18 protein-coding genes and 2 tRNA genes are annotated in these 21,384 nt (G+C 73.2%); 14 read left to right on the forward strand and 6 right to left on the reverse strand.

Annotated elements, in window-relative coordinates:
- Positions 1–64 precede the first annotated feature (64 nt).
- Positions 65–649, forward strand: a complete 585-nt coding sequence (locus LL648_RS30575; RefSeq protein WP_232666246.1) for a TetR/AcrR family transcriptional regulator — start codon at positions 65–67, stop codon at positions 647–649.
- 125 nt (positions 650–774) lie between these two features.
- On the forward strand, positions 775–1,518 hold the full coding sequence (locus LL648_RS30580; RefSeq protein ID WP_232666247.1) for a siderophore-interacting protein: 744 nt from the start codon (positions 775–777) through the stop codon (positions 1,516–1,518).
- Between the two features lie 7 nt (positions 1,519–1,525).
- Here LL648_RS30580 and LL648_RS30585 read toward each other — a convergent pair whose 3' ends face one another.
- The 5 genes from LL648_RS30585 to LL648_RS30605 all read right to left on the reverse strand — a co-directional run bounded on the left by LL648_RS30585 (position 1,526) and on the right by LL648_RS30605 (position 5,561).
- On the reverse strand, positions 1,526–1,738 hold the full coding sequence (locus tag LL648_RS30585) for a hypothetical protein (RefSeq protein ID WP_232666248.1): 213 nt from the start codon (positions 1,736–1,738) through the stop codon (positions 1,526–1,528).
- 68 nt (positions 1,739–1,806) lie between these two features.
- Positions 1,807–2,229 (reverse strand): type II toxin-antitoxin system PemK/MazF family toxin, encoded by a 423-nt coding sequence (locus LL648_RS30590; RefSeq protein WP_232666249.1) that lies wholly within the window; start codon positions 2,227–2,229, stop codon positions 1,807–1,809.
- Positions 2,226–3,368 (reverse strand): acyl-CoA dehydrogenase family protein, encoded by a 1,143-nt coding sequence (locus tag LL648_RS30595; RefSeq protein ID WP_232666250.1) that lies wholly within the window; start codon positions 3,366–3,368, stop codon positions 2,226–2,228. Before LL648_RS30595 ends, LL648_RS30590 begins: the two co-directional genes overlap by 4 nt.
- Entirely contained in the window at positions 3,365–4,876 is a 1,512-nt protein-coding gene (locus LL648_RS45465) for an acetyl-CoA acetyltransferase (protein ID WP_232666251.1), read from the reverse strand. The genes LL648_RS30595 and LL648_RS45465 overlap by 4 nt, the downstream gene beginning before the upstream one ends.
- 28 nt (positions 4,877–4,904) lie before the next feature.
- Positions 4,905–5,561 (reverse strand): DUF2461 family protein, encoded by a 657-nt coding sequence (locus LL648_RS30605; protein ID WP_232666252.1) that lies wholly within the window; start codon positions 5,559–5,561, stop codon positions 4,905–4,907.
- A 146-nt stretch (positions 5,562–5,707) separates the two neighbouring features.
- On the opposite strand from LL648_RS30605, the gene LL648_RS30610 reads away from it, so the two are divergent.
- The 9 genes from LL648_RS30610 (at position 5,708) to LL648_RS30650 (ending at position 18,068) form a co-directional block, all read left to right on the forward strand.
- On the forward strand, positions 5,708–6,451 hold the full coding sequence (locus LL648_RS30610) for a response regulator transcription factor (RefSeq protein WP_305080804.1): 744 nt from the start codon (positions 5,708–5,710) through the stop codon (positions 6,449–6,451).
- Entirely contained in the window at positions 6,448–7,854 is a 1,407-nt protein-coding gene (locus tag LL648_RS30615) for a sensor histidine kinase (protein ID WP_232666253.1), read from the forward strand. Before LL648_RS30610 ends, LL648_RS30615 begins: the two co-directional genes overlap by 4 nt.
- Positions 7,855–7,989: 135 nt before the next feature.
- On the forward strand, positions 7,990–9,933 hold the full coding sequence (locus LL648_RS30620) for a glycosyltransferase family 39 protein (protein ID WP_374112132.1): 1,944 nt from the start codon (positions 7,990–7,992) through the stop codon (positions 9,931–9,933).
- Positions 9,934–10,028: 95 nt separating this feature from the next.
- On the forward strand, positions 10,029–11,249 hold the full coding sequence (locus LL648_RS30625) for a bifunctional glycosyltransferase family 2/GtrA family protein (protein WP_232666254.1): 1,221 nt from the start codon (positions 10,029–10,031) through the stop codon (positions 11,247–11,249).
- Entirely contained in the window at positions 11,246–13,279 is a 2,034-nt protein-coding gene (locus LL648_RS30630) for an ArnT family glycosyltransferase (RefSeq protein WP_232666255.1), read from the forward strand. Before LL648_RS30625 ends, LL648_RS30630 begins: the two co-directional genes overlap by 4 nt.
- Before the next feature lie 54 nt (positions 13,280–13,333).
- Complete coding sequence (locus tag LL648_RS30635) at positions 13,334–14,977, forward strand: AMP-binding protein (protein ID WP_232666256.1); 1,644 nt, start codon at positions 13,334–13,336, stop codon at positions 14,975–14,977.
- A 128-nt stretch (positions 14,978–15,105) separates the two neighbouring features.
- Complete coding sequence (locus tag LL648_RS30640; protein ID WP_232666257.1) at positions 15,106–16,002, forward strand: sucrase ferredoxin; 897 nt, start codon at positions 15,106–15,108, stop codon at positions 16,000–16,002.
- 33 nt (positions 16,003–16,035) lie between these two features.
- Entirely contained in the window at positions 16,036–16,524 is a 489-nt protein-coding gene (locus tag LL648_RS30645) for a PH domain-containing protein (protein ID WP_232666258.1), read from the forward strand.
- Complete coding sequence (locus LL648_RS30650; protein ID WP_232666259.1) at positions 16,521–18,068, forward strand: PH domain-containing protein; 1,548 nt, start codon at positions 16,521–16,523, stop codon at positions 18,066–18,068. Before LL648_RS30645 ends, LL648_RS30650 begins: the two co-directional genes overlap by 4 nt.
- A 17-nt stretch (positions 18,069–18,085) precedes the next feature.
- Here LL648_RS30650 and LL648_RS30655 read toward each other — a convergent pair whose 3' ends face one another.
- Positions 18,086–19,627, reverse strand: coding sequence for a helicase HerA-like domain-containing protein (locus LL648_RS30655; protein WP_232666260.1), 1,542 nt, complete (start codon positions 19,625–19,627; stop codon positions 18,086–18,088).
- A gap of 226 nt (positions 19,628–19,853) precedes the next feature.
- Here LL648_RS30655 and orn point away from each other — a divergent pair, with 226 nt between their 5' ends.
- From orn to LL648_RS30670, 3 genes are all read left to right on the forward strand, one after another.
- Entirely contained in the window at positions 19,854–20,459 is a 606-nt protein-coding gene (orn, locus tag LL648_RS30660) for an oligoribonuclease (RefSeq protein ID WP_232666261.1), read from the forward strand.
- Between the two features lie 67 nt (positions 20,460–20,526).
- Positions 20,527–20,602, forward strand: a tRNA-His gene (locus LL648_RS30665).
- 80 nt (positions 20,603–20,682) lie between these two features.
- Positions 20,683–20,758: transfer RNA gene (locus LL648_RS30670), tRNA-Lys, on the forward strand.
- Positions 20,759–21,384: the final 626 nt, after the last annotated feature.

Consider the following 21,384-nt stretch of genomic DNA (forward strand, 5'->3'; position numbering starts at 1 on the left):
CTCTCCGAAAGCTGTTACCGCCGGTAACTTACCACGAGTAACTTACCTCCGGTAGTCTCTCCACGTGGAGACGAAGTCCCCACGCCGCCGGGTCAGCCGGGCCGAGCGTGAACAGCAGATCCTCGATGCCGCCGTCGCCGTCTTCACCGAGCGCGGATTCCAGAGCGCGTCCATGGACGCCGTCGCCGAGCGCGTCGGGGTGACCAAGCCGGTCCTCTACACGCACTTCGGGTCGAAGGACGGGCTGCTGCTCGCCTGCATCACGCGCAGCCGGGCCGAGCTGCTGCAGGTCACCGTCGCCGCGGTGTCCGCGGCAAAGGGGCCCGAGGACGCCCTGCGCAGCGGCATCAAGGCGTTCTTCGACTACCTCGACGCGCAAGGCCCGTCGTGGATGCTGCTCTACTCGGAGACGACCGTCGCCGGCGAGGCGCTGGAGAGCATCCGCGCGCAGCAGACCGACTTCATCGCGACGATGCTCGCCGCGCAATCGCCGCATACCGACCCGGAACGCCTCGACGCGTGGGCGCAGATCATCGTCGGGGCCTGCGAGCGGCTCGCGATCTGGCGCAACGGGCCCCGGACGGTCACGAGTGAGCAGGCGACGGCGTACCTGATGGACCTGGCGTGGCGAGGGCTGGGCTCGGACTGAGCGCGGCCCTGACCGTCCGCACGCGAGGGCAGGAAAGCCACTTTCCTGCCCTGTGAGGGCCGGAAAGTGGCTTTCCTGCCCTCCCCCAGCCGACGGGAGGAGGCCCGCCGGGCAGAATCGTGGCCGTGACGACGACGGCGCCCCGGCTGCTCCAGGTCCGGCGCAGCGCGCGGATCACTCCGCGGATGATCCGCGTGACGCTCAGCGGCGACGAGCTCGCCGGCTTCGGCGGCGACGGACCCGACCGGCGGATCAAGATGTTCTTCCCCGCGCCAGGGCAGGAGCGGCCCGCGGTGCCGCGGGCGACGTCGGGCGGGCCGCTGTGGCCGGCAGGCGAGGCGCGGCCGGCGATCCGCACCTACACGGTCAGGCGGTTCGACGCCGCGGCGGGCGAGCTGGACGTCGACTTCGTCCTGCACGAAGGGCACGGGCCGGCCGCGGCGTGGGCCCGCGACGCGCAGCCCGGCAACTGGGTGGGCGTCTCCGAGCCCGGTGGGCGCTACGAGCCCGACCCGGCGGCGGCGTTCCACCTCGTGATCGGCGACGAGACCGCGCTGCCGGCCGTCGCGACCGTGCTCGAAGCGCTCCCCTCGGGAGTTCCCGCGTTCGCGTTCCTCGAGGTCGCCGATGCGAGTGAAGAGCAGGAGCTGCCCGGCTCCGCCGCGGTGCGGTGGGTGCATCGCGGCGACGCCGAGGCCGGTGAGCCGCTCACGGCTGCCGTGCGCGCCGCAGAGCTGCCCGCCGGAGCCGGGCAGGCGTGGCTCTCCGGCGAGTCGACGTGCGTCAAGGACCTGCGCAAGCACTTGCTCGACGAGCGCGGGTTCGGCCGCCGCGCCGTGTACGCGACGGGCTACTGGCGGGCCCGCTAGTCAGGTGTCAGCAGACCCGGGTGATCTCACAGTTCGTGCTGCACCACCGGCTGCCGTCGGCGCAGTTCCACCACTGGCGCAGCCAGTACCGACCTTGCGAGCAGCCGCAGCCGTCGCCGCAGATCTCCCCGGTCGGCAGGCAGTACTGCGCCGCCGCGGCTCTCCTCGGCGCGATGCGGTCGAGGAATTGATCGGCGACCCGTTCGATGAGACCCAGCACGGTAAGCTCCCTGACCTGGTTGAGGTAAGAAAGCTAACCGGATGTGAGCGGGAAAACAACCGCCGATCTCACGACCAGCCGAAGCGCCTGCGCAGCTCGTGCGCCACGCGCTCGAACCGGTCGAGGTCGAGCACGGCACCTTCCCTGCGGATGCCGTGCTCCGCGACCTCCAGCACGCGGTCCAGCCGCACGAACGACTCACGTCCCTCGCGGTCCCACACCCCGGTCCCGACGGACATCCAGTCGCGGTCGTCGGCCCGCTCGTGCTGGCTGGAGAGCATCAGCCCGAGCAGTGCCCCGCCGCCACGGCCGACGACGAGCAGCGGCCGGTCCTTGCCCCTGCCGTCGCCCTCCTCGTACGGCACCCAGGCCCAGACGATCTCGCCGGGGTCGGCGGCGCCGTCGAGGTCAGGCGCGTAGACGATCGCCCGCGCCCGCTCCGCGGTCGGCGCACTCGTGACCGCGCCGTTGACCGGGCCGCTGCCCGTCACAGGCCCAGCAGCTTCGTGATGATCTCGTTCATGATCTCCGTGGTACCGCCGCCGATGCCCAGGATCCGCGCGTCGCGGTAGTGCCGCTCGACCTCGTGCTCGCGCATGTAGCCCATCCCACCGAGCAGCTGGACGCACTCGTGCACGACGGTGTCACAGGCCCGCACAGCGGTGTTCTTCGCCATCGCGGTCTGCATCAGCATGTCCTCGCCGGCGAGCCAGCGAGCGGCGACCGACCGCGTGTAGGTGCGCGCGACGTCGATCTCGCGAGCCATCTCGGCCATCTTGTGCCGCACGACCTGCCGGCTCACGAGCGGCCGGCCGAACGTCTCGCGCTGCCGCACCCAGTCGAGGGTCAGGTCGAAGCAGCGTTGGGCCGTCGCGTGGGCCTGCACGGCGAGCGAGATCCGCTCCGCCTGGAACTGCTGCGCGATCTGCACGAACCCGGTGCCCTCCGCGCCGACGAGGTTCGCCGCCGGCACCCGCACGCCGTCGAACGACAGCTCGGCGGTGTCGGAGCAGAGCCAGCCCATCTTCTCCAGCTTGCGCGAGACGGTGAACCCCGGCCGGCCCTTCTCGATCACCAGGAGCGAGACCCCGCCGTGGCCGCCGCCGCCGGTGCGCACCGCCGTCGTCACGAAGTCGGCCCGCACCCCGGAGGTGATGTAGAGCTTCGCGCCGTCGACGACGTACTCGTCGCCGTCGCGCACCGCACGGGTGCGCAGGCCCGCGACGTCCGATCCGCCGCCCGGTTCCGTGATGCCGAGCGCGCCGATCATCTCCCCGGCCAGCGTCGGCCGGACGAACCGGTCGACCAGGTCCGCGTTCCCCGAGGCCACGATGTGCGGCAGCGCGATGCCGTGCGTCATCAGCGCGGCGATCAGCCCGCCGGAGCCGCCCGAGAGCAGGATCTGCTCGGCGACGACGAAACCGTCGATGGGGTCGCCGCCCCCGCCGCCGACCGCTTCGGGGAAGCCCGCGCCGAGCAACCCGACGGCCGCGGCCTTCTTGTGCAGCTCGCGCGGCACCTCGCCGGCCCGCTCCCACCCGTCGAGGTGCGGCCCGATCTCCCGCTCGGTGAACTCGGCGACCAGCGCGCGCAGCGCCTGCCGCTCGTCGGTGCGCCACGGGTCGCTCATGTGCCCTCCACCAGGACGTGCTCATCCTTCCGAACGACCCGCGCCACGGATCCGACGATCTCCCTCGCGGTACCGCCGCGGTGCAACGACAACGCGCGGGCGGCGGCCGCGTCGCCAGGCGGGGTGGCGGCCGCGAACCGGCCGCCCTCGGCCGTGCGCGCCACCATGAAGCCCTGCGTCGCCGCACCGTCGCGACCGTGCTCGACGGTGGCCGCCTCGATCGTCACGTCGGCGATGTCCGGCACCGGGACGAGCGGCGGTGCGGCGCCCGCGGTGTCGCGCGGCTCCGGGTCGCCGCGGTAGTCGCGCGGCGAGCGCGAGAGCAGCAGCGCGTGCTGCGAGGTCAGGAACCCGCCGTTGCCGTGCACGAGCGCGAGGCCCGCGCCGGCCCGCAGCTTCTGGGTGACGGCGACGAGCGCGTGCAGCGTGTAGCTGGAGAGCGGCCCGCCGAACGCGTTGTGGCCGCCGGTCACGCCGGCCACCGCGGCGACGGGCAGTCCCAGGTGGTGCGCCACCAGCTCGGGGACGATCGGGAAGCAGCTGTAGACGTCGATCGCGTCCAGCTCGGCCGGGTCGACCCCCGCGAGGCAGCGGTCGCGCGCGTCGGCGAGGGCGTCGGAGCGGGCCAGCGACGGCCTGGCCAGCACGTCCCTGCTGTCCTTGGCGCCGGCCCCGCCGACGACGTGCACGATCCGGTCGTCCGGCACGCCGAGCTCCCGCGCGGCCGCGAGCGAGGTGACGAGCACCGCGGCGGCCTGGTCGACGTGCGGCATCGCGTTCATCGCCAGCGGGTAGGGCTCGCACACCATCCGGTTGCCCGGCCCCGGCTCCCCCACCTCGGCCGCGGTGCGCACCTCGGGGTTCCACGCCGCCGGGTTCAACGCCGCGACCTGCGTGAACGCCGCATACAGCTGCGCCGAGCGGGCAGCGGCGGCGGCCGGGGAGAGCCCGACGGCGTGCCGGTGCGCCGAATGGAACAGCGGGTAGACCCGCGTCGGGAACAGCAGCCCGGCCTGCCCCGACGGGAGGTCGCGCAGCGACGGGTCGAAGGCCGGCGGCCCGCCCGGCTCGGCGCTCCAGCCTGCGTCGACGGGGTCGATGCCGGCCTTGCGCAGCACCCCGATCGACGCCTGCGCCTCCCCGCCGGCGACGAGCGCCACCCGCGACTCCCCGGCGGCGATCCGCGCTGCCGCCTGCTCCAGCAGGACGGCCGGCCACTGGCCACCGACCGTGCTGCCGTGCGTGTGCCGCGGCGTGGCCCCGACATGCGCGGCGATCCGGCCGGCGAGGTCGTCGTACGCCCAGCTCATGACGTGCACGGTGGCGATCGAGTCGAGGGCGCCGAGCAGGCTGCCAACACCGGAGTCGCCAGCACCCGAGTCGGCCGCCGCGGCTGCGACGGCGTCGAGGACGAGCGCCGCGGGCTCGCGGGCCGCCGCCGGGTCGCGCTCCCGGTTGCCGCGCACCTGCCCGACCCCGACCAGCACCGGTGTCAGATCGTCTTCCACCTCGCCGACGGTAATACCCAGGGCGTTTTCACGTGACCTTGGCGGACGGGCCGACGTGCTCGTCCAGCCATTCGACGAGCGGCCGCGCGGCGCGCCACGCACCGGCGACGCGGGCCAGCGGCTCGGGGGTGCCGAGCCACGACCCGGCCGGCCAGCTGCGCCCGACGTGCAGGGCGCGCAGCCGGAGCAGGTCCATCCGCGGGTGCTCACCCTGGAACCCCTTCGGCCGGCTGACCAGCCGCGGGACATCGCCCAGCGCGAGCCCGGCCGCCGCCACCGCGGCGAGCACGTCCGGCAGCGCCGCACCGGCGTCCTGCACGACCGCCGCCCGGAATCGGCGCAGCTGCGCCGCGTCGAACAGGTAGTGCCCGACCCTGACCGTGAGCGCCGTGGCGGAGAGCACGACGCTGCGCTCGGTGCCCTCGGGTGTGTTGCCGACCGCGCCGGTGTCGAGGCGCAACGGCGGCCCGGCCGGCCGGAACCGCCGGTCGATGTACGGGCGCAGGATCCGCAACGCGCCGAACTCCCCTTCCAGCGCGCCGGCCATCGCGACCAGCGGCGCCCGCACCGCCGCTGCGTAACGATGGCGGTTGGCCACCCAGAACTCCTTCGTGTTGTCCTCGGCGAGCTCGGCGAAGAACGTGGTGGCGTCGGCCGGCCACCCGGTGAAGACGGACATGCTCATCAAAACCCCTCCATCCGTGGTTGTCGGGGCTTTGACGGCGCCCGCGGCCGGGCGGTTCCACATCGTTCGCACTTGCGAACGCGTTCACAGCCGGCGCACAGGTGGCACCCATCCGTGGCCCATCCACGCGCGCGAGGCTGGCTAGCATGTTCCCGGTGAGTGAGCAGGCAGGCGCCCTGCGTCGACCCGACGGCAGCCCGCTGCGCGTGCTCGTCGTCGACGACGAGGCCACGCTGGCCGACCTGCTCTCGATGGCGCTGCGCTACGAGGGCTGGGAGGTCCGCAGCGCCGGCGACGGGCTGACGGCGCTGCGCGCGGCGCGCGAGTTCCGGCCCGACGCCGTGGTGCTCGACGTGATGCTCCCCGACCTCGACGGCCTGGAGGTGCTGCGCCGGCTCCGCGACGAGACGCCCGAGGTGCCGGTGCTCTTCCTGACCGCGCGCGACGCCGTCGAGGACCGGATCGCCGGGCTCACCGCGGGCGGCGACGACTACGTGACGAAGCCGTTCTCGCTGGAGGAGCTGGTCGCGCGGCTGCGCGGGCTGCTGCGCCGCTCCGGCATGGCGGCGGCCGCCCGGCAGGGCCCGCAGCTCGTCGTCGGCGACCTGGAGCTGGACGAGGACAGCCGCGAGGTGCTGCGCGGCGACGAGCTGATCGAGCTCACCACCACCGAGTTCGAGCTGCTGCGCTACCTCATGCGCAACCCGAAGCGGGTGCTGTCGAAGGCGCAGATCCTCGACCGGGTGTGGAACTACGACTTCGGCGGCCAGTCCAACGTCGTCGAGCTCTACATCTCCTACCTGCGCAAGAAGATCGACGCCGGGCGCCCGCCGATGATCCACACCATCCGCGGGGCCGGGTACGTCCTCAAGCCGGCCGCGCCCGAGTGAGCCCGTTGCGGAGCCGGTCGCTGCGCACCCGCCTGCTCGCGACCGTCCTGCTGCTGCTCGCGGTGGCCGCAGCGGTGATCACCGTCGTGACGGCCCTGATGTTGCGCGGGTTCCTCTACGGCAAGCTCGACGACGACCTGCGGACGGAGAGCAGGATCCAGTTGCTCGCCCTCCCCGGAATGCCGGCGCCGTCGATATCGGCCAAGGACAAACCGCCCGGCACGCTCGTCGCGCTCGTGCACAACGGTCAGGTCGTGGCTGCCGGGGTGAACTCGCGCGATGGCGACGTGATCGTGCCACCCGAGGAGTTCGCGGACATCGTCGCGGTACGCGTGGGCGCACCGCCCGTCACCGTCGACCTCGGCCCGCTCGGCGTGTACCGGATGAACGGTGCCCCTGGCCGGTTCGCAGGCGACGTCGTCGTGACGGGGCTACCGGAGCGCCGGCTCCAGGAAACCGTGACGCGGCTGGTCACGACCGAGCTTGCGGTCTCGGCCCTGGTGCTGGTCGGGGCCGGGGTGGCGGGCACGATCGTCGTGCGCCGCGAGCTGCGCCCGCTGGAGCGGGTGGCCGCGACAGCCGCGGGCGTCACGGATCTGCCACTGGATCGCGGTGAGGTGTCGCTCGTCGAGCGTGTGCCCGACGCCGACCCGCACACGGAGGTCGGGCAGGTCGGCGCGGCGCTCAACCGGATGCTCGACCACGTCGAGGGGGCGCTCTCCGCCCGGCACGACAGCGAGACGCAGCTGCGCCAGTTCATCGCCGACGCGAGCCACGAGCTGCGCACGCCGCTGGCCGCGATCCGCGGGTACACCGAGCTGACGTTGCGGGGGCCGTTGCCGCCGGACGCGGAGTACGCGCTGGCCAGGATCGCGTCGCAGGGCGAGCGGATGACGACCCTCGTCGAGGACCTGTTGCTGCTGGCGAGGCTCGACGCCGGGCGCCCGCTCGAACGCAAGCCGGTCGACCTCACCCGGCTGGTGCTCGACGCCGTCAACGACGCGCGGGTCGCGGGGCCCGAGCACCGCTGGTCGCTGGACCTGCCGGAGGTGCCGGTCGCGGTCACGGGCGACCCGAGCCGGCTCGCGCAGGTGCTCGCCAACCTGCTCGCGAACGCCCGCACGCACACGCCGGCCGGCATCCCCGTCACCGTGACGCTCTCCGAGACGGCGAGCGGCGGCGCGCGCCTCACGGTCGTCGACGAGGGCCCCGGCATCGCTGCCGACCTGCTGCCGCACGTGTTCGAGCGGTTCGCGCGCGGCTCGACGTCGCGCTCGCGCGACAACGGCAGCACCGGCCTCGGTCTCGCGATCGTCGACGCCGTGGTCACGGCGCACGACGGCACCGTCCGCGTCGCCAGCGGCCCCGGCCGCACCACCTTCACCGTCGACCTGCCCGCGTAACTTCCCCACCGTTTTGCCAACCTGCACGGCCTTTTGGGTGTGCAGGTTGGCAAAACGGTGGGGAACTTCGGCTCACAGGGTGCGCACAGGTCGGGCATCGGGGGCGCACAGCGGCGCGCTCCACCCTCGGTCAGCGTGACCTCGACGCTCTCCTCCGCGCCCGTCTCCCCCACCCCGGACCGACCCGTGCCCCGACGCCGGTTCGCGGCCCGCCACCTCGGCGTGGCGGCGCTGCTCGGCGGCACGGCGGCGCTGTACCTCTGGGGCCTCTCGGCGTCCGGTTGGGCCAACGCGTTCTACGCCGCCGCGGCGCAGGCCGGCGCGCAGGACTGGACGGCGTGGTTCTTCGGCTCGTCCGACGCCGCGAACGCGATCACCGTCGACAAGACGCCGGCCGCGTTGTGGGTCACGGGCCTGTCGGTGCGTCTGTTCGGCCTCTCCAGCTGGAGCATCCTGGTGCCGCAGGCGCTGATGGGCGTCGCGACGGTCGGGCTGCTCTACGCGACCGTGCGCCGCACGGCCGGCACCGCCGCCGGTCTGCTCGCGGGCGCCGCGATGGCGCTCACGCCGGTGGCCGTGCTGATGTTCCGGTTCAACAACCCCGACGCCCTGCTGACGTTGCTGCTGGTCGGCGCGGCGTACGCGGTGCTGCGCGGGGTCGCCGCCGGCCGGACGGGCTGGCTGGTGCTGGCCGCGACGCTGATCGGCTTCGGCTTCCTCACGAAGATGCTGCAGGCGTTCCTCGTGGTGCCGGTGTTCGCGGCCGTCTGGTTGCTCGCCGCGCCGACCGGGCTGCACCGCAGGCTCCGCGACCTCGTGCTGGCCTGTGTCGCGCTGCTGGTCGGCGCCGGGTGGTGGGTGCTCGCCGTCGAGCTGTGGCCGGTCGGCAGCCGCCCGTACATCGGCGGCTCGCAGGCGAACAGCGTGCTGGAGCTGGTGTTCGGCTACAACGGCTTCGGCCGCATCACCGGCGACGAAATCGGCAGCGTGGGGGGCGGGTTCGGGGGTGGTTGGGGCCGGACCGGCCTCACCCGCCTGTTCGACGGCGCGCTCGGCGGCGAGATCGCGTGGCTGCTGCCCGCGGCGCTGGTGCTGCTCGGCGTGCTGCTCTGGCGCTGCCGCCGGGCCGACCGCGCAGACCGGTCCGACCCGCTGCGGGCCGCGACGATCCTGTGGGGCGGCTGGCTGCTGCTCACCGGGCTCGTGTTCAGCCTGATGGCGGGCATCTTCCACGGCTACTACCTGGTGGTCCTCGCGCCGGCGATCGCCGCGCTCGTCGGGATGGGCGCCACGGTCCTGTGGCGCGCGCGAGCGGCTCTCCCCGCCCGCATCGCGCTCACGGCGACGTTCGCGCTCACGGTCGTCTGGGCGTTCGCGCTGCTGACCCGCACCGTGCAGTGGAACGCCTGGCTGGGCTGGACGGTGCTGGCCGCCGGCGCGGCGCTGACGCTCCCGCTGCTCGGCGTGCACCGCGCTCCGCGGGTGGTGGCGGCCGGCATCGCGACGGCCGTCACCGCGACGGTCCTCGCAGGCCCGGCGGCGTACGCGCTGGACACGGCCGCGACTCCGCACACCGGAGCCGTCCCGGTGGCGGGCCCGCAGACGGAGAGCCGGCGCGGCGGGGTGGTCCTGATCGGACCCGGGCCGGGCGGTTCGCCACAGGGTCGGCCACCGGGTGCGCCCCGAAGCGGCGGCGGGTTCATGCGCGGCGGCGGGCTGCTGGACAGCCCGACCCCGAGCGCCGAGGTCACCGCGCTGCTGCAACAGGACGCCGACGCGTTCACCTGGGCCGCCGCGGCTGTCGGATCCAACAACGCCGCCGGCTACCAGCTCGCCGCCGGCGCGCCGGTGATGGCTGTCGGCGGGTTCAACGGCACCGACCCCGCGCCGACGCTGGAGCAGTTCCAGCAGCTCGTCGCGCAGGGAAAGGTGCACTGGTTCGTCGGCGGCCGCGGGCCGGGCTCGACGGAGTCCGGCGGCAGCGACGCGGCACGGCAGATCGCCGACTGGGTCGCTGCGACGTTCCCGCCGACGACGGTCGGCTCGACCGTCCTCTACGACCTGAGCGGGGCGTCATGACGGGGACCACGACTCAGGACAGCTCGGTGGAGGACACAGCCGCCGCACAGGTTCGTCACACGGCCGGGACAGCGCGGCAGGCGACCGTGGCCGGCATGATCCCCGACCACCCGGTGCTCGACGTCGTCGTCCCGGTCTTCAACGAGGAGACCGACCTGGAGCCGTCGGTGCGCAGGCTGCACGCCTACCTCACCGACGAGTTCCCCTACCGCTTCCGCATCACGATCGCCGACAACGCGAGCACCGACGCCACCGCGTCGATCGGCGCGCGGCTCGCTCGGGAGCTGCCGTCGGTGGTGTTCGTCCGGCTCGTGCGCAAGGGTCGCGGCCGGGCGCTGCGCGCGGCGTGGTCGGCATCGGACGCGCAGGTGCTCGCCTACTGCGACGTCGACCTTTCGACCGACCTCGCCGCGCTGCTCCCGCTGGTGGCGCCGCTGATCAGCGGGCACTCGGACCTCGCGATCGGCACCCGGCTCGGCCGCGGCTCACGGGTGGTGCGCGGCGCCAAGCGGGAGCTGATCTCGCGCACGTACAACCTGATCCTGCACGGCGCGCTCGCCACCCGGTTCTCCGACGCGCAATGCGGCTTCAAGGCGATCCGGGCGGACGTCGCGAAGCGGCTGCTGCCGCTGGTCGAGGACGCCGGCTGGTTCTTCGACACCGAGCTGCTGGTGCTCGCCGAGCGGGCCGGGATGCGCATCCACGAAGTGCCGGTCGACTGGGTGGACGACCCCGACTCGCGGGTCGACATCGTCACCACCGCCGTCGCCGACCTCAAGGGCATCGCCCGGCTCGGCCGGGCACTCGCCACCCGACGGCTGCCGCTCGCCGAGCTGAACGGCCGGCTCACCACCGGTGACCCGGTCGTGGCGGGCGTCCCGCGCGCCATGCCGGGCCAGCTGGTGCGGTTCGCCGCGGTCGGCGTCGCGAGCACGCTGGCGTACCTGCTGCTCTACGCGCTGCTGCGGGCCGGCATGGGCGCGTTCGGCGCCAACGTCCTCGCGCTCGTGCTCACCGCCGTCGCCAACACGGCTGCCAACCGGCGGTTGACGTTCGGCGTGCGCGGGCGCGCCGGGGCCGCCGTCCACCACGCGCAAGGCCTCGCCGTCTTCGCGATGGGCCTCGCCTTCACCACCGGCGCGCTCGCAGCGCTGCACGCGTGGGCGCCGGGCGCGGGCCAGCTCGTCGAGATGCTCGTGCTCGTCGCGGCGAACGCGCTGGCCACGCTCCTGCGCTTCATCGCGTTCCGCTCCTGGATCTTCCGGGGCAAGCGGGATGTCTCCCCCACCGTCACCGAACAGGAGGTCGCCGCGTGACCGCGACGATCGTCAGCACCACTCCCGACTCCGCGGCTCCGGTCGAACCCGTACCCCGCTCCCGCACCCGCGGCGAGCTCGTCGCGCTCACCGTGCTGCTCGCCGGCACCGCACTCGCGTACCTGTGGAACCTCGGCGCCTCGGGATGGGCGAACGACTACTACGCGGCCGCGGTGCAGTCGATGACGCAGAGCTGGGAGGCGTTCTTCTTCGGCTCCCTCGACGCCGGCAACATCGTCACCGTCGACAAGCCGCCCGCGGCGCTGTGGGTGATGGCGGCCTCCGCGCGGATCTTCGGCTTCTCCTCGTGGAGCATGCTGGTGCCGCAGGCGCTGATGGGTGTCGGCGCGGTCGCGCTGCTGTACGCGGCGGTGCGCCGGGTGTCGGGGCCGGGCGCGGCGTGGGTCGCAGGGGCGGTGCTGGCGCTCACGCCGGTCGCCGTGCTGATGTTCCGGTTCAACAACCCCGACGCGCTGCTGGTGCTGTTGATGGTCGCGGCGGCGTACGCGACCGTCAGGGCGATCGAGGGTGCGAGCACCCGCTGGTTGCTGCTCGCCGGCACGCTCATCGGGTTCGCGTTCCTGGCCAAGATGGCGCAGGCGTTCATCGTCGTGCCCGCGTTGGCGTTGGCATATCTTGTCGCGGCGCCGACCGGGTTCTGGCGGCGGATCCGGCAGCTGCTCGGCGCCGGCGCCGCGGTGGTCGTCGCGGCCGGCTGGTGGGTGGCGATCGCGGAGCTGTGGCCGGCGGCGAGCCGCCCGTACGTCGGCGGGTCGACGACCAACAGCGTGCTGGAGCTGGCGCTCGGCTACAACGGGCTCGGCCGGATCTTCGGCAACGGCCGAACGGGCGGGCCCGGGCCGTCGGGCGGTCCTTCGGGTGGTGGGCCGCGCGAGCTGGTCATGATCGGCGGCGGGCCTGGTGGCGGCGGGTTCGGCGGCGATCCGGGCATCACCCGGCTGTTCAACAGCGAGATCGGTGGGCAGATCGCGTGGCTGCTGCCCGCGGCACTGGTGCTGCTGGTCGCGGGCCTGTGGATCACGCGGCGGGCCGTCCGCAGCGACGCCGTGCGCGCCTCGCTGATCCTCTGGGGCACCTGGACGGTCGTGACCGCGCTCGTCTTCAGCTTCGCCGAGGGCATCTTCCACGGCTACTACACGGTGGCGCTCGCGCCGGGCATCGCCGCGCTCGTCGGCATCGGCGGGCGCGAGCTCTGGCGGCACCGCACGTCGTGGGCGGGGCGGAGCACCATCGCGGTGACGATCGCCGGGACGGCCGCGCTGGCATGGGTGCTGCTCGAACGCACCCCGACGTTCGCCCCGTGGGTGCACTGGACGGTCGCGGCGCTGGCCGCCGTGACGATCGTCATGGTGCTGCTGCCCCGCCCGGGTCGCCGCGTCGCGACCGTCGCGCTGCTCGCCGCGGTGCTGACCGGGATCGCCGCTCCGGCCGCGTACGCCGTGCAGACGAGCGTGACCGCGTACGGCGGGAGCGTCCCGCTGGCCGGGCCCACGGTCGCGAGCGGGCCTGGCGGCGATCATCATGGCGGGGATCAGCCCAGCGGGAATCTGCCCGGTGGGAATCTGGGTGGTGGCGGCGGGCCCGGCCGGGAGTCGATCGACGCCGCGCTGGTCGCGATGCTGCGCGACGCCGGGACGACCTGGTCGGCGGCCACCGTCGGCGCCAACAGCGGGGGTTCGCTGGCGCTGGCGAGCGGGACGAGCGTCATGAGCATCGGCGGCTTCTCCGGCCGCGATCCGGCGCCGACGTTGGAGCAGTTCCAGGCCTACGTGGCGGCCGGGGACGTGTGGTACTTCGTCGACGGCGGCCGCGGTGACCCCGCCGCCCTGCTGGAGACGCTCTCGCCGAGCGACCCGAACTACGAGGCGGTCGCCCAGGCCGTCGAGCAGGGTCGGCAAGGCGGTCCGGGTGGGGGCGGCTCCGCGATCACCGACTGGGTCAAGGCGCACTTCGCCTCGACGAAGGTGGGCGCGCACACGATCTACGACCTGTCCCAGCCGTTGACCTGAACACCGCACGATGGTCGTCTTGACGGCGTGCGTGAAGGTGACGGGGAGCAGGTAGTGGGACGGGCGGTGGCGGCCGCGGTCGGCGCCGCGCAGCGGTTGGCGGAGCAGGCGGTCGGCTCCACCCGTGCGGTGGTGGAGCTGGCCCGCTCCGGGGTCGTGCGCCCGATCCGGCCCGACCGGATGATCGGCATGGGCGGCGGGATCTTCCGCTACGGCTTCACCGTCGCCGCGGGTTGCGCCGCCGGCGCGGCCCGGCACCCCGACCGCACCGCGATCGTCGACGAGATCGGCTGGCTGAGCTACGGCGAGCTGCACCGGCGCACCGACCGGCTCGCCCGCGCGCTCGCCGCGACGGGCATCGGGCCCGGCACGAGCATCGGGGTGCTGTGCCGCAACCACCGCGGCGCGGTGGAGGTGCAGGTCGCGGCGGGCAAGCTGGGCGCGGATGTCGTGCTGCTCAACACCGGGCTCCCCGCCGGCCAGCTGGCGTCGGTCGCCGATGAGCTCGAGCTGGGCACGATCGTCGCCGACGCCGAGTTCGGCGAGGTGCTCGAACGGGTGCCGCGCAGCTGCCAGATCGTCACGGCGTGGGGCGCGGGCCTGGACGACACGTCGCTGGAGGAGCTGGTCACCCGCGACGGCCCCGACCCGCTGCCGCTGCGCCCGCCGCCCGGCCGGACGATCGTCCTGACCTCCGGCACGACCGGCCCGCCCAAGGGTGCGAAGCGGCCCGCGCCGAGCAGCCTGACCCCGATCGGGGCGGTGCTCTCCGCGATCCCGTTGCGGGCGGGGTCGCCGGTGCTGATCGCGGCGCCGCTGCTGCACACCTGGGGCAACGCGGCGCTGCAGCTCGCGCTCCTGCACGGCGCGCCGATCGTGCTCAGCAGGCGCTTCGACCCTGCCGGCTTCGTCAGGACCGTCGAGCGGGAGCGGTGCGACGCGGTGTTCGCGGTGCCGGTGATGCTGCAGCGGGTGCTGGAGCTGCCGGCGGGCGAGCTGGAGGACGTGTGGGAGCAGCACCGGCCGCGGATCGTCGCCGTCAGCGGATCGGCGCTGCCGGGTTCGCTCGCGACGGCGTTCATGGACCGCTTCGGTGACGTCCTCTACAACCTCTACGGCTCCACCGAGGTGTCCTGGGTGAGCATCGCGGGCCCGGCCGACCTGCGCGCCGCCCCCGGCACGGCGGGCAAGGCCCCGGCCGGCACCCGGCTGGTCGTGCTGGACGACAACGACGAGCCGGTCGCACCCGGCACCGACGGGCGGATCTTCGTCGGCAACGACATGCCGTTCGAGGGCTACACGCGCGAGGGTTCCGACGTCGAGCGGGCCGGTGGCCTGCTCGGCACGGGTGATGTCGGGCACGTCGACGGCGAGGGGCGGCTGCACCTGACCGGCCGGGCCGACGACATGATCGTCAGTGGCGGGGAGAACGTCCACCCCGGACCGGTCGAGGAGCTGCTGACCGCGCGCCCCGAGGTGCGCGAGGCGGCCGTCACCGGCGTGGACGACGACGAGTACGGGCAGCGCCTGGCCGCGTTCCTAGTGCTCGCCGACGGCGCCTCCACCAGCGCGGACGACGTGCGCGGCTGGGTGCGCGCCGAGCTGAGCCGGTTCGCGGTGCCGCGGGACGTGACGTTCGTCGACGAGCTGCCGCGCAACGCGACCGGCAAGGTCGTGCACCGGGAGCTGCACAGCTGACCGCAGCCCAACTTCCCCACCGTTTTGCCAACCTGCACACCCCCGGGGGCGTGCAAGTAGGCAAAACGGTGGGGAACTTCGGTGGGGGTGGCCCGGCAAGTTAGGGCAGCCTTGGGTATCGTGCCGAGATGGGGTCACAGCCCGTGGTCGAGAGGTGCGCCGTGCAGGCGCGCGTGCTCGACGAACCGCTCGCCGGTACGACACCGGTGGCGCGTGGCTGGTTGTGCCTGGAACACCGTGGTGCGTGGCCGCACGACGTCACCCGCCACCCCGATCCCGCCGTGAGCGGGTTCGCCGCGCGGGCCACCGCGCTGGGGTGGCGCCTGCAGCTCATCCGCCGCACCGGCCGGCGCACCGGTGATCACCCGGTCAGGTTGTTCTTCGCGGATACCGCCCCCGGCTCGACGCAGCTCACCTCGCTGACCGTCGACGGACCGTCCGAACTGGCCGACGTGCCGCTGCCCGAGCCCGGCTCCGCCCTGCCCGGCCGCCGCGTGCGCGACCCGTTGTTGCTGGTCTGCACGCACGGGCGGCGCGACCGCTGCTGCGCGCTCGACGGGCGCGCGCTCGCGCTCGCCGTCGAAGCGGCCGGCGAGGCGTCGGTGTGGGAGTGCACCCACCTCGGCGGGCACCGCTTCGCGCCCACCGCGCTCGTGCTGCCCACCGGGTACCTCTACGGGCATCTCGACGCCACCGCCGCGATCCACGCGCGCAAGGCCGCGGGGCTGCACGAGGTCGAGATCGCGCAGTGCCGGGGTCGCTCGACGTGGTCGCCCGCCGGGCAGGTGGCCGAGCTCGCGGTGCGCTCGGCGACCGGCCTGCGCGACGCAGACGAACTGACGGTCGAGCAGGGCAACGGGGTCGTGCGCGTCACCGCGCGTGACGGGCGGCGCTGGGACGTTCTCGTCGAGGAGACCACCGGCGAGCCGCGCCCGGCGTCCTGCGGCGTTGCCGCGCTGCCGTGGGCGGGGCTGCGGGCCGTGCGGATCGAGCGGGTGGAGCGGGTCCGGCACGCACGTCGCTGAGGGGCAGATGTTACTGACGGGCAGACTTGACGCATGTCCGTCGCGCTCCCCCTTCGCCCGCCCGCGCACCAGGCCAGCCCGCGCGCGGTGCACTGGTGGCGCCTGCGGGCCGGGCTGCTGCTCGTCGTGCTGGGCGGGCCGCAGGTTGTGCTGTGGTGGCTGATCGGCGCGGGCTGGCTGGGCTGGACCGCGCTGGTGACCGCGGGGCTCGTTGCCGGGTACGGCCTCGTCGTCCCGCCGCTGCTGTACCGGATCCACCGGTGGGAGGTCACCGACCAGGCCGTCTACACGCTGTCGGGCTGGCTCGTGCGGGAGTGGCGGATCGCGCCGATCTCGCGCGTGCAGACCGTCGACACCGAGCACGGGCCGTTGCAGCAACTGCTGGGGCTCGGCAGCGTGACGGTCACGACGGCCTCGGCCCGCGGCGCCGTCAAGATCACCGGGCTGGCCGCCGCCGACGCCGCTGAGCTGGCCAGGACGCTGACCGAGACGACACAGGCCACCGCGGGCGACGCGACATGACGGCCGACGCGACCGTCGCCCCGGAGGACGCCGTCCCGTGGCGGCGGCTCGACTGGCGGATGCTGTTCGTCGGCCCGATCGGCGGCCTGATCCGGCTCGCGCCCGTTGTCGCCGTGCTGCTGGTCACGGGCCGGCCGGGCGACATCGGACGGTTCTGGGTCGCGATCGCGATCGGCGTGCTCGTCGTCCTCGGCGGGGTGCTGCGGTGGCGCACCACCCGGTACCGCATCACACCCGAGCGCGTGGAGCTGCACACCGGATGGCTGCGGCGGCAGCGGCGGTCGGTGCCGCGCGACCGGATCCGCACCGTCGACCTGACCGCACGGCCGATCGCGCGGCTGTTCGGGCTGACCGTCGTGCAGGTCAGCTCGGCGTCGGGGGCGATGCTGGAGAAGTCGGGGCTGAGCCTCGACTCGGTGAGCAAGGCCGAGGCCGACCGCTTGCGCCGGGAGCTGCTCGACCGCTCCGCCTTCGACAGCGCGCTGCCAGCCCCGGATGCAGCCGTTGCGCAGGGCGTCCAGCTGGCTCGCCTGGACTGGTCGTGGCTGCGTTTTGCGCCGCTGACGTTCTCCTCGATCGCGGGCATCGGGGCCGTCGGTGCTGCCGTGTTCAACCTGGTGGACGACTTCGGCATCGACCCGCGCGACATCGGCGCCGTCGACGCCGCGACCGACCAGCTGCAGGCGGCGCCCGTGTGGCTCGCCCTGCTGGTGGTCGGGGTCGTGCTGCTGGTGATCGCCGCGCTCGGCGCCATGGTGCTCTTCGCGGAGCGCTGGTACGACTACCGGCTCACGCGCGAGGCCGACGGCACGCTCCGCGTCAAGCGCGGGCTGCTGACCAGGCGTTCGCTCTCGGTGTCGGAGGAGCGGCTGCGCGGCGCCGAGATCGCCGAGCCGATCCTGCTGCGCGCCGGCCGCGGCGGGCAGTGCCGCGCGCTCTCCACCGGGATCTCGCGCGACGCACAGGGCGGGGCGTTGCAGCCGCCCGTGCCGCGGGCCGAGGCGCACCGCGTGGCGTCGGTGGCGCTGCACGAGGCGCCGTCGATGATCACGCAGGCGCCGCTGCGCCGGCATCCGCGCGCGGCGATGGGGCGCCGGTTCAGCCGGGCGCTCGTCCCGACGGCGGTGCTGGTCGCGGGCGCGTTCCTGCTCGGGTACGCCGTGCCGGCGCTCGGCTGGGCGGGCCCGGCGAGCCTGGTGCTGCTGCCGATCGCGGCCGCGCTCGCGTTCGACCGCTATCGCAACCTCGGCCACCGGCTGACGGCCCGCTACCTGGTCACGCGGCAGGGCTCGCTCGTGCGCAGCACCGTGGCGCTGCAGCGGACCGGCGTGATCGGCTGGACGTTCCGGCAGAGCCCGTTCCAGCGCCGGGCGGGGCTCGTGGTGGCCGAGGCGTTCACCGCGGCCGGCCAGAGCGGCTACTCCGTGCTCGACGTCGGAGCCGTCGACGCAGTGGCACTGGCCGACGCGGCCACCCCGCACCTGCTCACACCGTTCGTCGACAACGACGTTCTGGCTGTTCCGGGGCCCGGAAAACAGCCATAACGTCGTTGTCGACGGCGTCAGCGGCGCCTGGTACCGAAGATGCCGCGGGTGATCTCGCGGCCCAGCGCGGTCGCCGCGGAGCGCAGGAACGACTTCACGACCGGCGAGCCGAGCACGTTCTCGACCATCCCGGGCTCGCGGCGCTCGGGGCGGGCCTCCCGCGGCGGCGGGGGTGCCTCGGCGGGCGGGGCGGCCTCCGGTGCCGGCGGAGCGGCGATGCGCGCGGTGAGCTTCTCGTAGGCCGACTCGCGGTCGACGGTCTCGCCGTACTTCGGGTAGAGCGTCGAGCCCTTCGCCGCAGCGGTGACGGCCTCGGCGCCGATCGCGGCCATCAGCGAGCGCGGGGCCCGCATCCGCGCCCACGCGACCGGCGTCGGGGCGCCGCGCTCCGACAGCACGGTGACGATCGCCTCGCCGGTGCCGAGCGAGGTGAGCGCCTCCTCCATGTCGTAGTGCTTGGTGTTCGGGTAGGTGCGGACGGTCTTGGCCAGCGCCGTCTGGTCCTCCGGCGTGAACGCACGCAGCGCGTGCTGGACGCGCGCGCCGAGCTGCGAGAGGACCGCGTTGGGGATGTCGGTGGGCAGCTGGGTGCAGAAGAACACGCCGACGCCCTTGGAGCGGATCAGCTTGACCGTCTGCTCGATGCGCTCCAGGAACGCCTTCGAGGCGCCGTTGAACAGCAGGTGCGCCTCGTCGAAGAAGAACACCAGCTTCGGCTTGTCGAGATCGCCCGCCTCCGGCAGGTCCTCGTACAGCTCGGCGAGCAGCCACATCAGGAACGTCGAGAACAGGCGCGGGTTGGCGGCCTGGTCGGCCAGCTCCAGCAGCGTGACGACACCCTTGCCGTCGACCACGCGGAGCAGGTCGGCGGGGTCGAACTCGGGCTCGCCGAAGAACTCGTCGCCGCCGGCTGCCTCCAGGTTCACCAGCGCGCGCAGGATCACGCCCGCGGTGGCCGCGGACACCCCGCCGATGCCCTTCAGATCGACCTTGCCCTCGTCCGACGTCAGGTGCTGGATGACGGCGCGCAGGTCCTTCGTGTCCAGCAGCGGCAGCTGGCGCTGGTCGGCCCAGTGGAAGATCAGGCCGAGCGTCGACTCCTGGGTGTCGTTGAGGTCGAGCACCTTGCTCAGGAGGATCGGGCCGAACTGCGTCAACGTCGCCCTGATCGGGACGGCGGAGCTGCTCCCGCCGAGCGAGAGGAACTCGACGGGGAACGCCGTCGGCGCCCAGTCGTCGCCCGTGTCCTTCGCCCGCGCGTCGATCTTGGGGTTGGGTTCGCCCGCCTTCGCCATGCCCGACAGGTCGCCCTTGACGTCGGCGAGCAGCACCGGGACCCCGGCGGTCGAGAGCTGCTCGGCGAGGCCCTGCAACGTCTTCGTCTTGCCCGTCCCGGTGGCGCCGGCAACGAGGCCGTGCCGGTTCAGCGTCGCGAACGGGATCCGCACGCGTGCGCCGGAGTCGACGACGCCGTCGACGAGCACGCAGCCGAGCTCGAGTGCGGCGCCCTCGGTGGCGTAACCGGCGGCGATCTCCTGGGCTGCAGTGTTGTCCCCCACGGCGCGGGAGCCTAGCCCTCACGACGCCGCTGTGGACACTCCGGCGCGCGCGACGTCGCCCGCCCGTGCGTTGCGCACGCGAGGGCAGGAAAGCCACTTTCCTGCCCTGTGAGGGCCGGAAAGTGGCTTTCCTGCCCTCCCCCGTGCCGCCGTCGTGCAGCCGCCAACTCGCCAACACGCGTCGCCGGACCGCTCGCCGCACGGCGTTCGGGCTTATCGTGGCGAGGTGAACGACCGGCTGGTGTGGATCGACTGCGAGATGACGGGGCTCGACCTCGAGCGCGACGCGCTGATCGAGATCGCGGTCCTGGTGACCGACGGCGAGCTCAACGTGCTGGGCGACGGCGTCGACGTGGTGATCCACGCCGACGAGCCGGCGCTCGCCGGGATGCCCGACATCGTGCGCGACATGCACGCCGCCTCCGGCCTGACCGAGGCGGTCCGCGCATCGACAGTCTCGCTCGCCGAGGCGGAGCAGCTCGCGCTCGCCTACATCCGCGAACACGTCCCCGAACCGCGCACGGCCCCGCTCGCCGGCAACTCGATCGCCACCGACCGCGGTTTCCTCGCCCGCGACATGCCGGAGCTCGACGGCCACCTGCACTACCGCATGGTCGACGTGAGCTCGGTCAAGGAGCTCTGCCGGCGGTGGTTCCCCCGCGTGTTCTACGCGAAGCCGGAGAAGGGGCTCGCGCACCGGGCGCTCGCCGACATCGAGGAGTCGATCCGGGAGCTGGACTACTACCGCAGCACCCTCTTCGTCCCGCAGCCCGGACCCACGTCCGAGCAGGCACAAGCCGTCGCCGCGAAGCTCGCGGCGGGCCGCTCGTAACCCCCTTCGAGACCCCCGGATCCGCACGCTAAGCTGTGCAGGTGCCCGGCAGTGCCGGGTTCACATGGTGGGTGTAGCTCAGCTGGTAGAGCACCTGGTTGTGGTCCAGGAAGTCGCGGGTTCAAGTCCCGTCACTCACCCCATGCTGCGGCACCCCGCCGTGAGGCAGCCCGGAAGCGGATGTTAGTGTTTCCGAGTCGCCGAGCGGTTGGGCGCACAGCATGCGCCGTTAGCTCAATTGGCAGAGCAGCTGGCTCTTAACCAGCGGGTTCGGGGTTCGAGTCCCTGACGGCGCACCACCCATGAGGGCCCTGACCGGCGAAGACTGGTCAGGGCCCTCGTTTTGTGGCGTCCACAATGGTCAGTTGTGTGCTCCATGTGTGCTCCGGAGTGCAGCGACCTGATCCACTGCCGCCAGAGCCCGGTTGAGCGAACGGTGTTCTGACGGAAAGTCGCAAACCTTTGATCATGGATGCTGCCAGCTCGACGGGCAAGGATGACGAGCGCCGTTCGGACGCTGGAGCACGACTTGCAACCTGACGGATCTTGAGCACGGCGCCAAGTGGTGATCGGCGAGGATCACTTGCGCTGGCCAGAGCCGGAGCGCGCGGTCTGCGGCCCTCAGCCAGAATCCGTCCTGATCGACCGTAGGCGTGGGCATCCACACTAGACCAGAGACTGCGACGGATGATCGACTCTCCAGCGCCTATACATGACACACGGTTCCTCACTGACGCCTCGACGGAGCACCCTGATGTGTTCTAGCGACTCCAGGTGCAAGGGCGTATAGCCGGCCTGCTGCTACGAACCTCGACGACTGCACCTCAGGTGAGCGTCGACGCTGTCGATCACAACAAAGTAGATAGATCAGCACGAACCCGCCAGCCAATCAAGATCCAGGGACCAGCGAGCCGCGACTCTCGAG

Source organism: Pseudonocardia sp. TRM90224, assembly GCF_021245725.1.
GTDB lineage: Bacteria > Actinomycetota > Actinomycetes > Mycobacteriales > Pseudonocardiaceae > Pseudonocardia.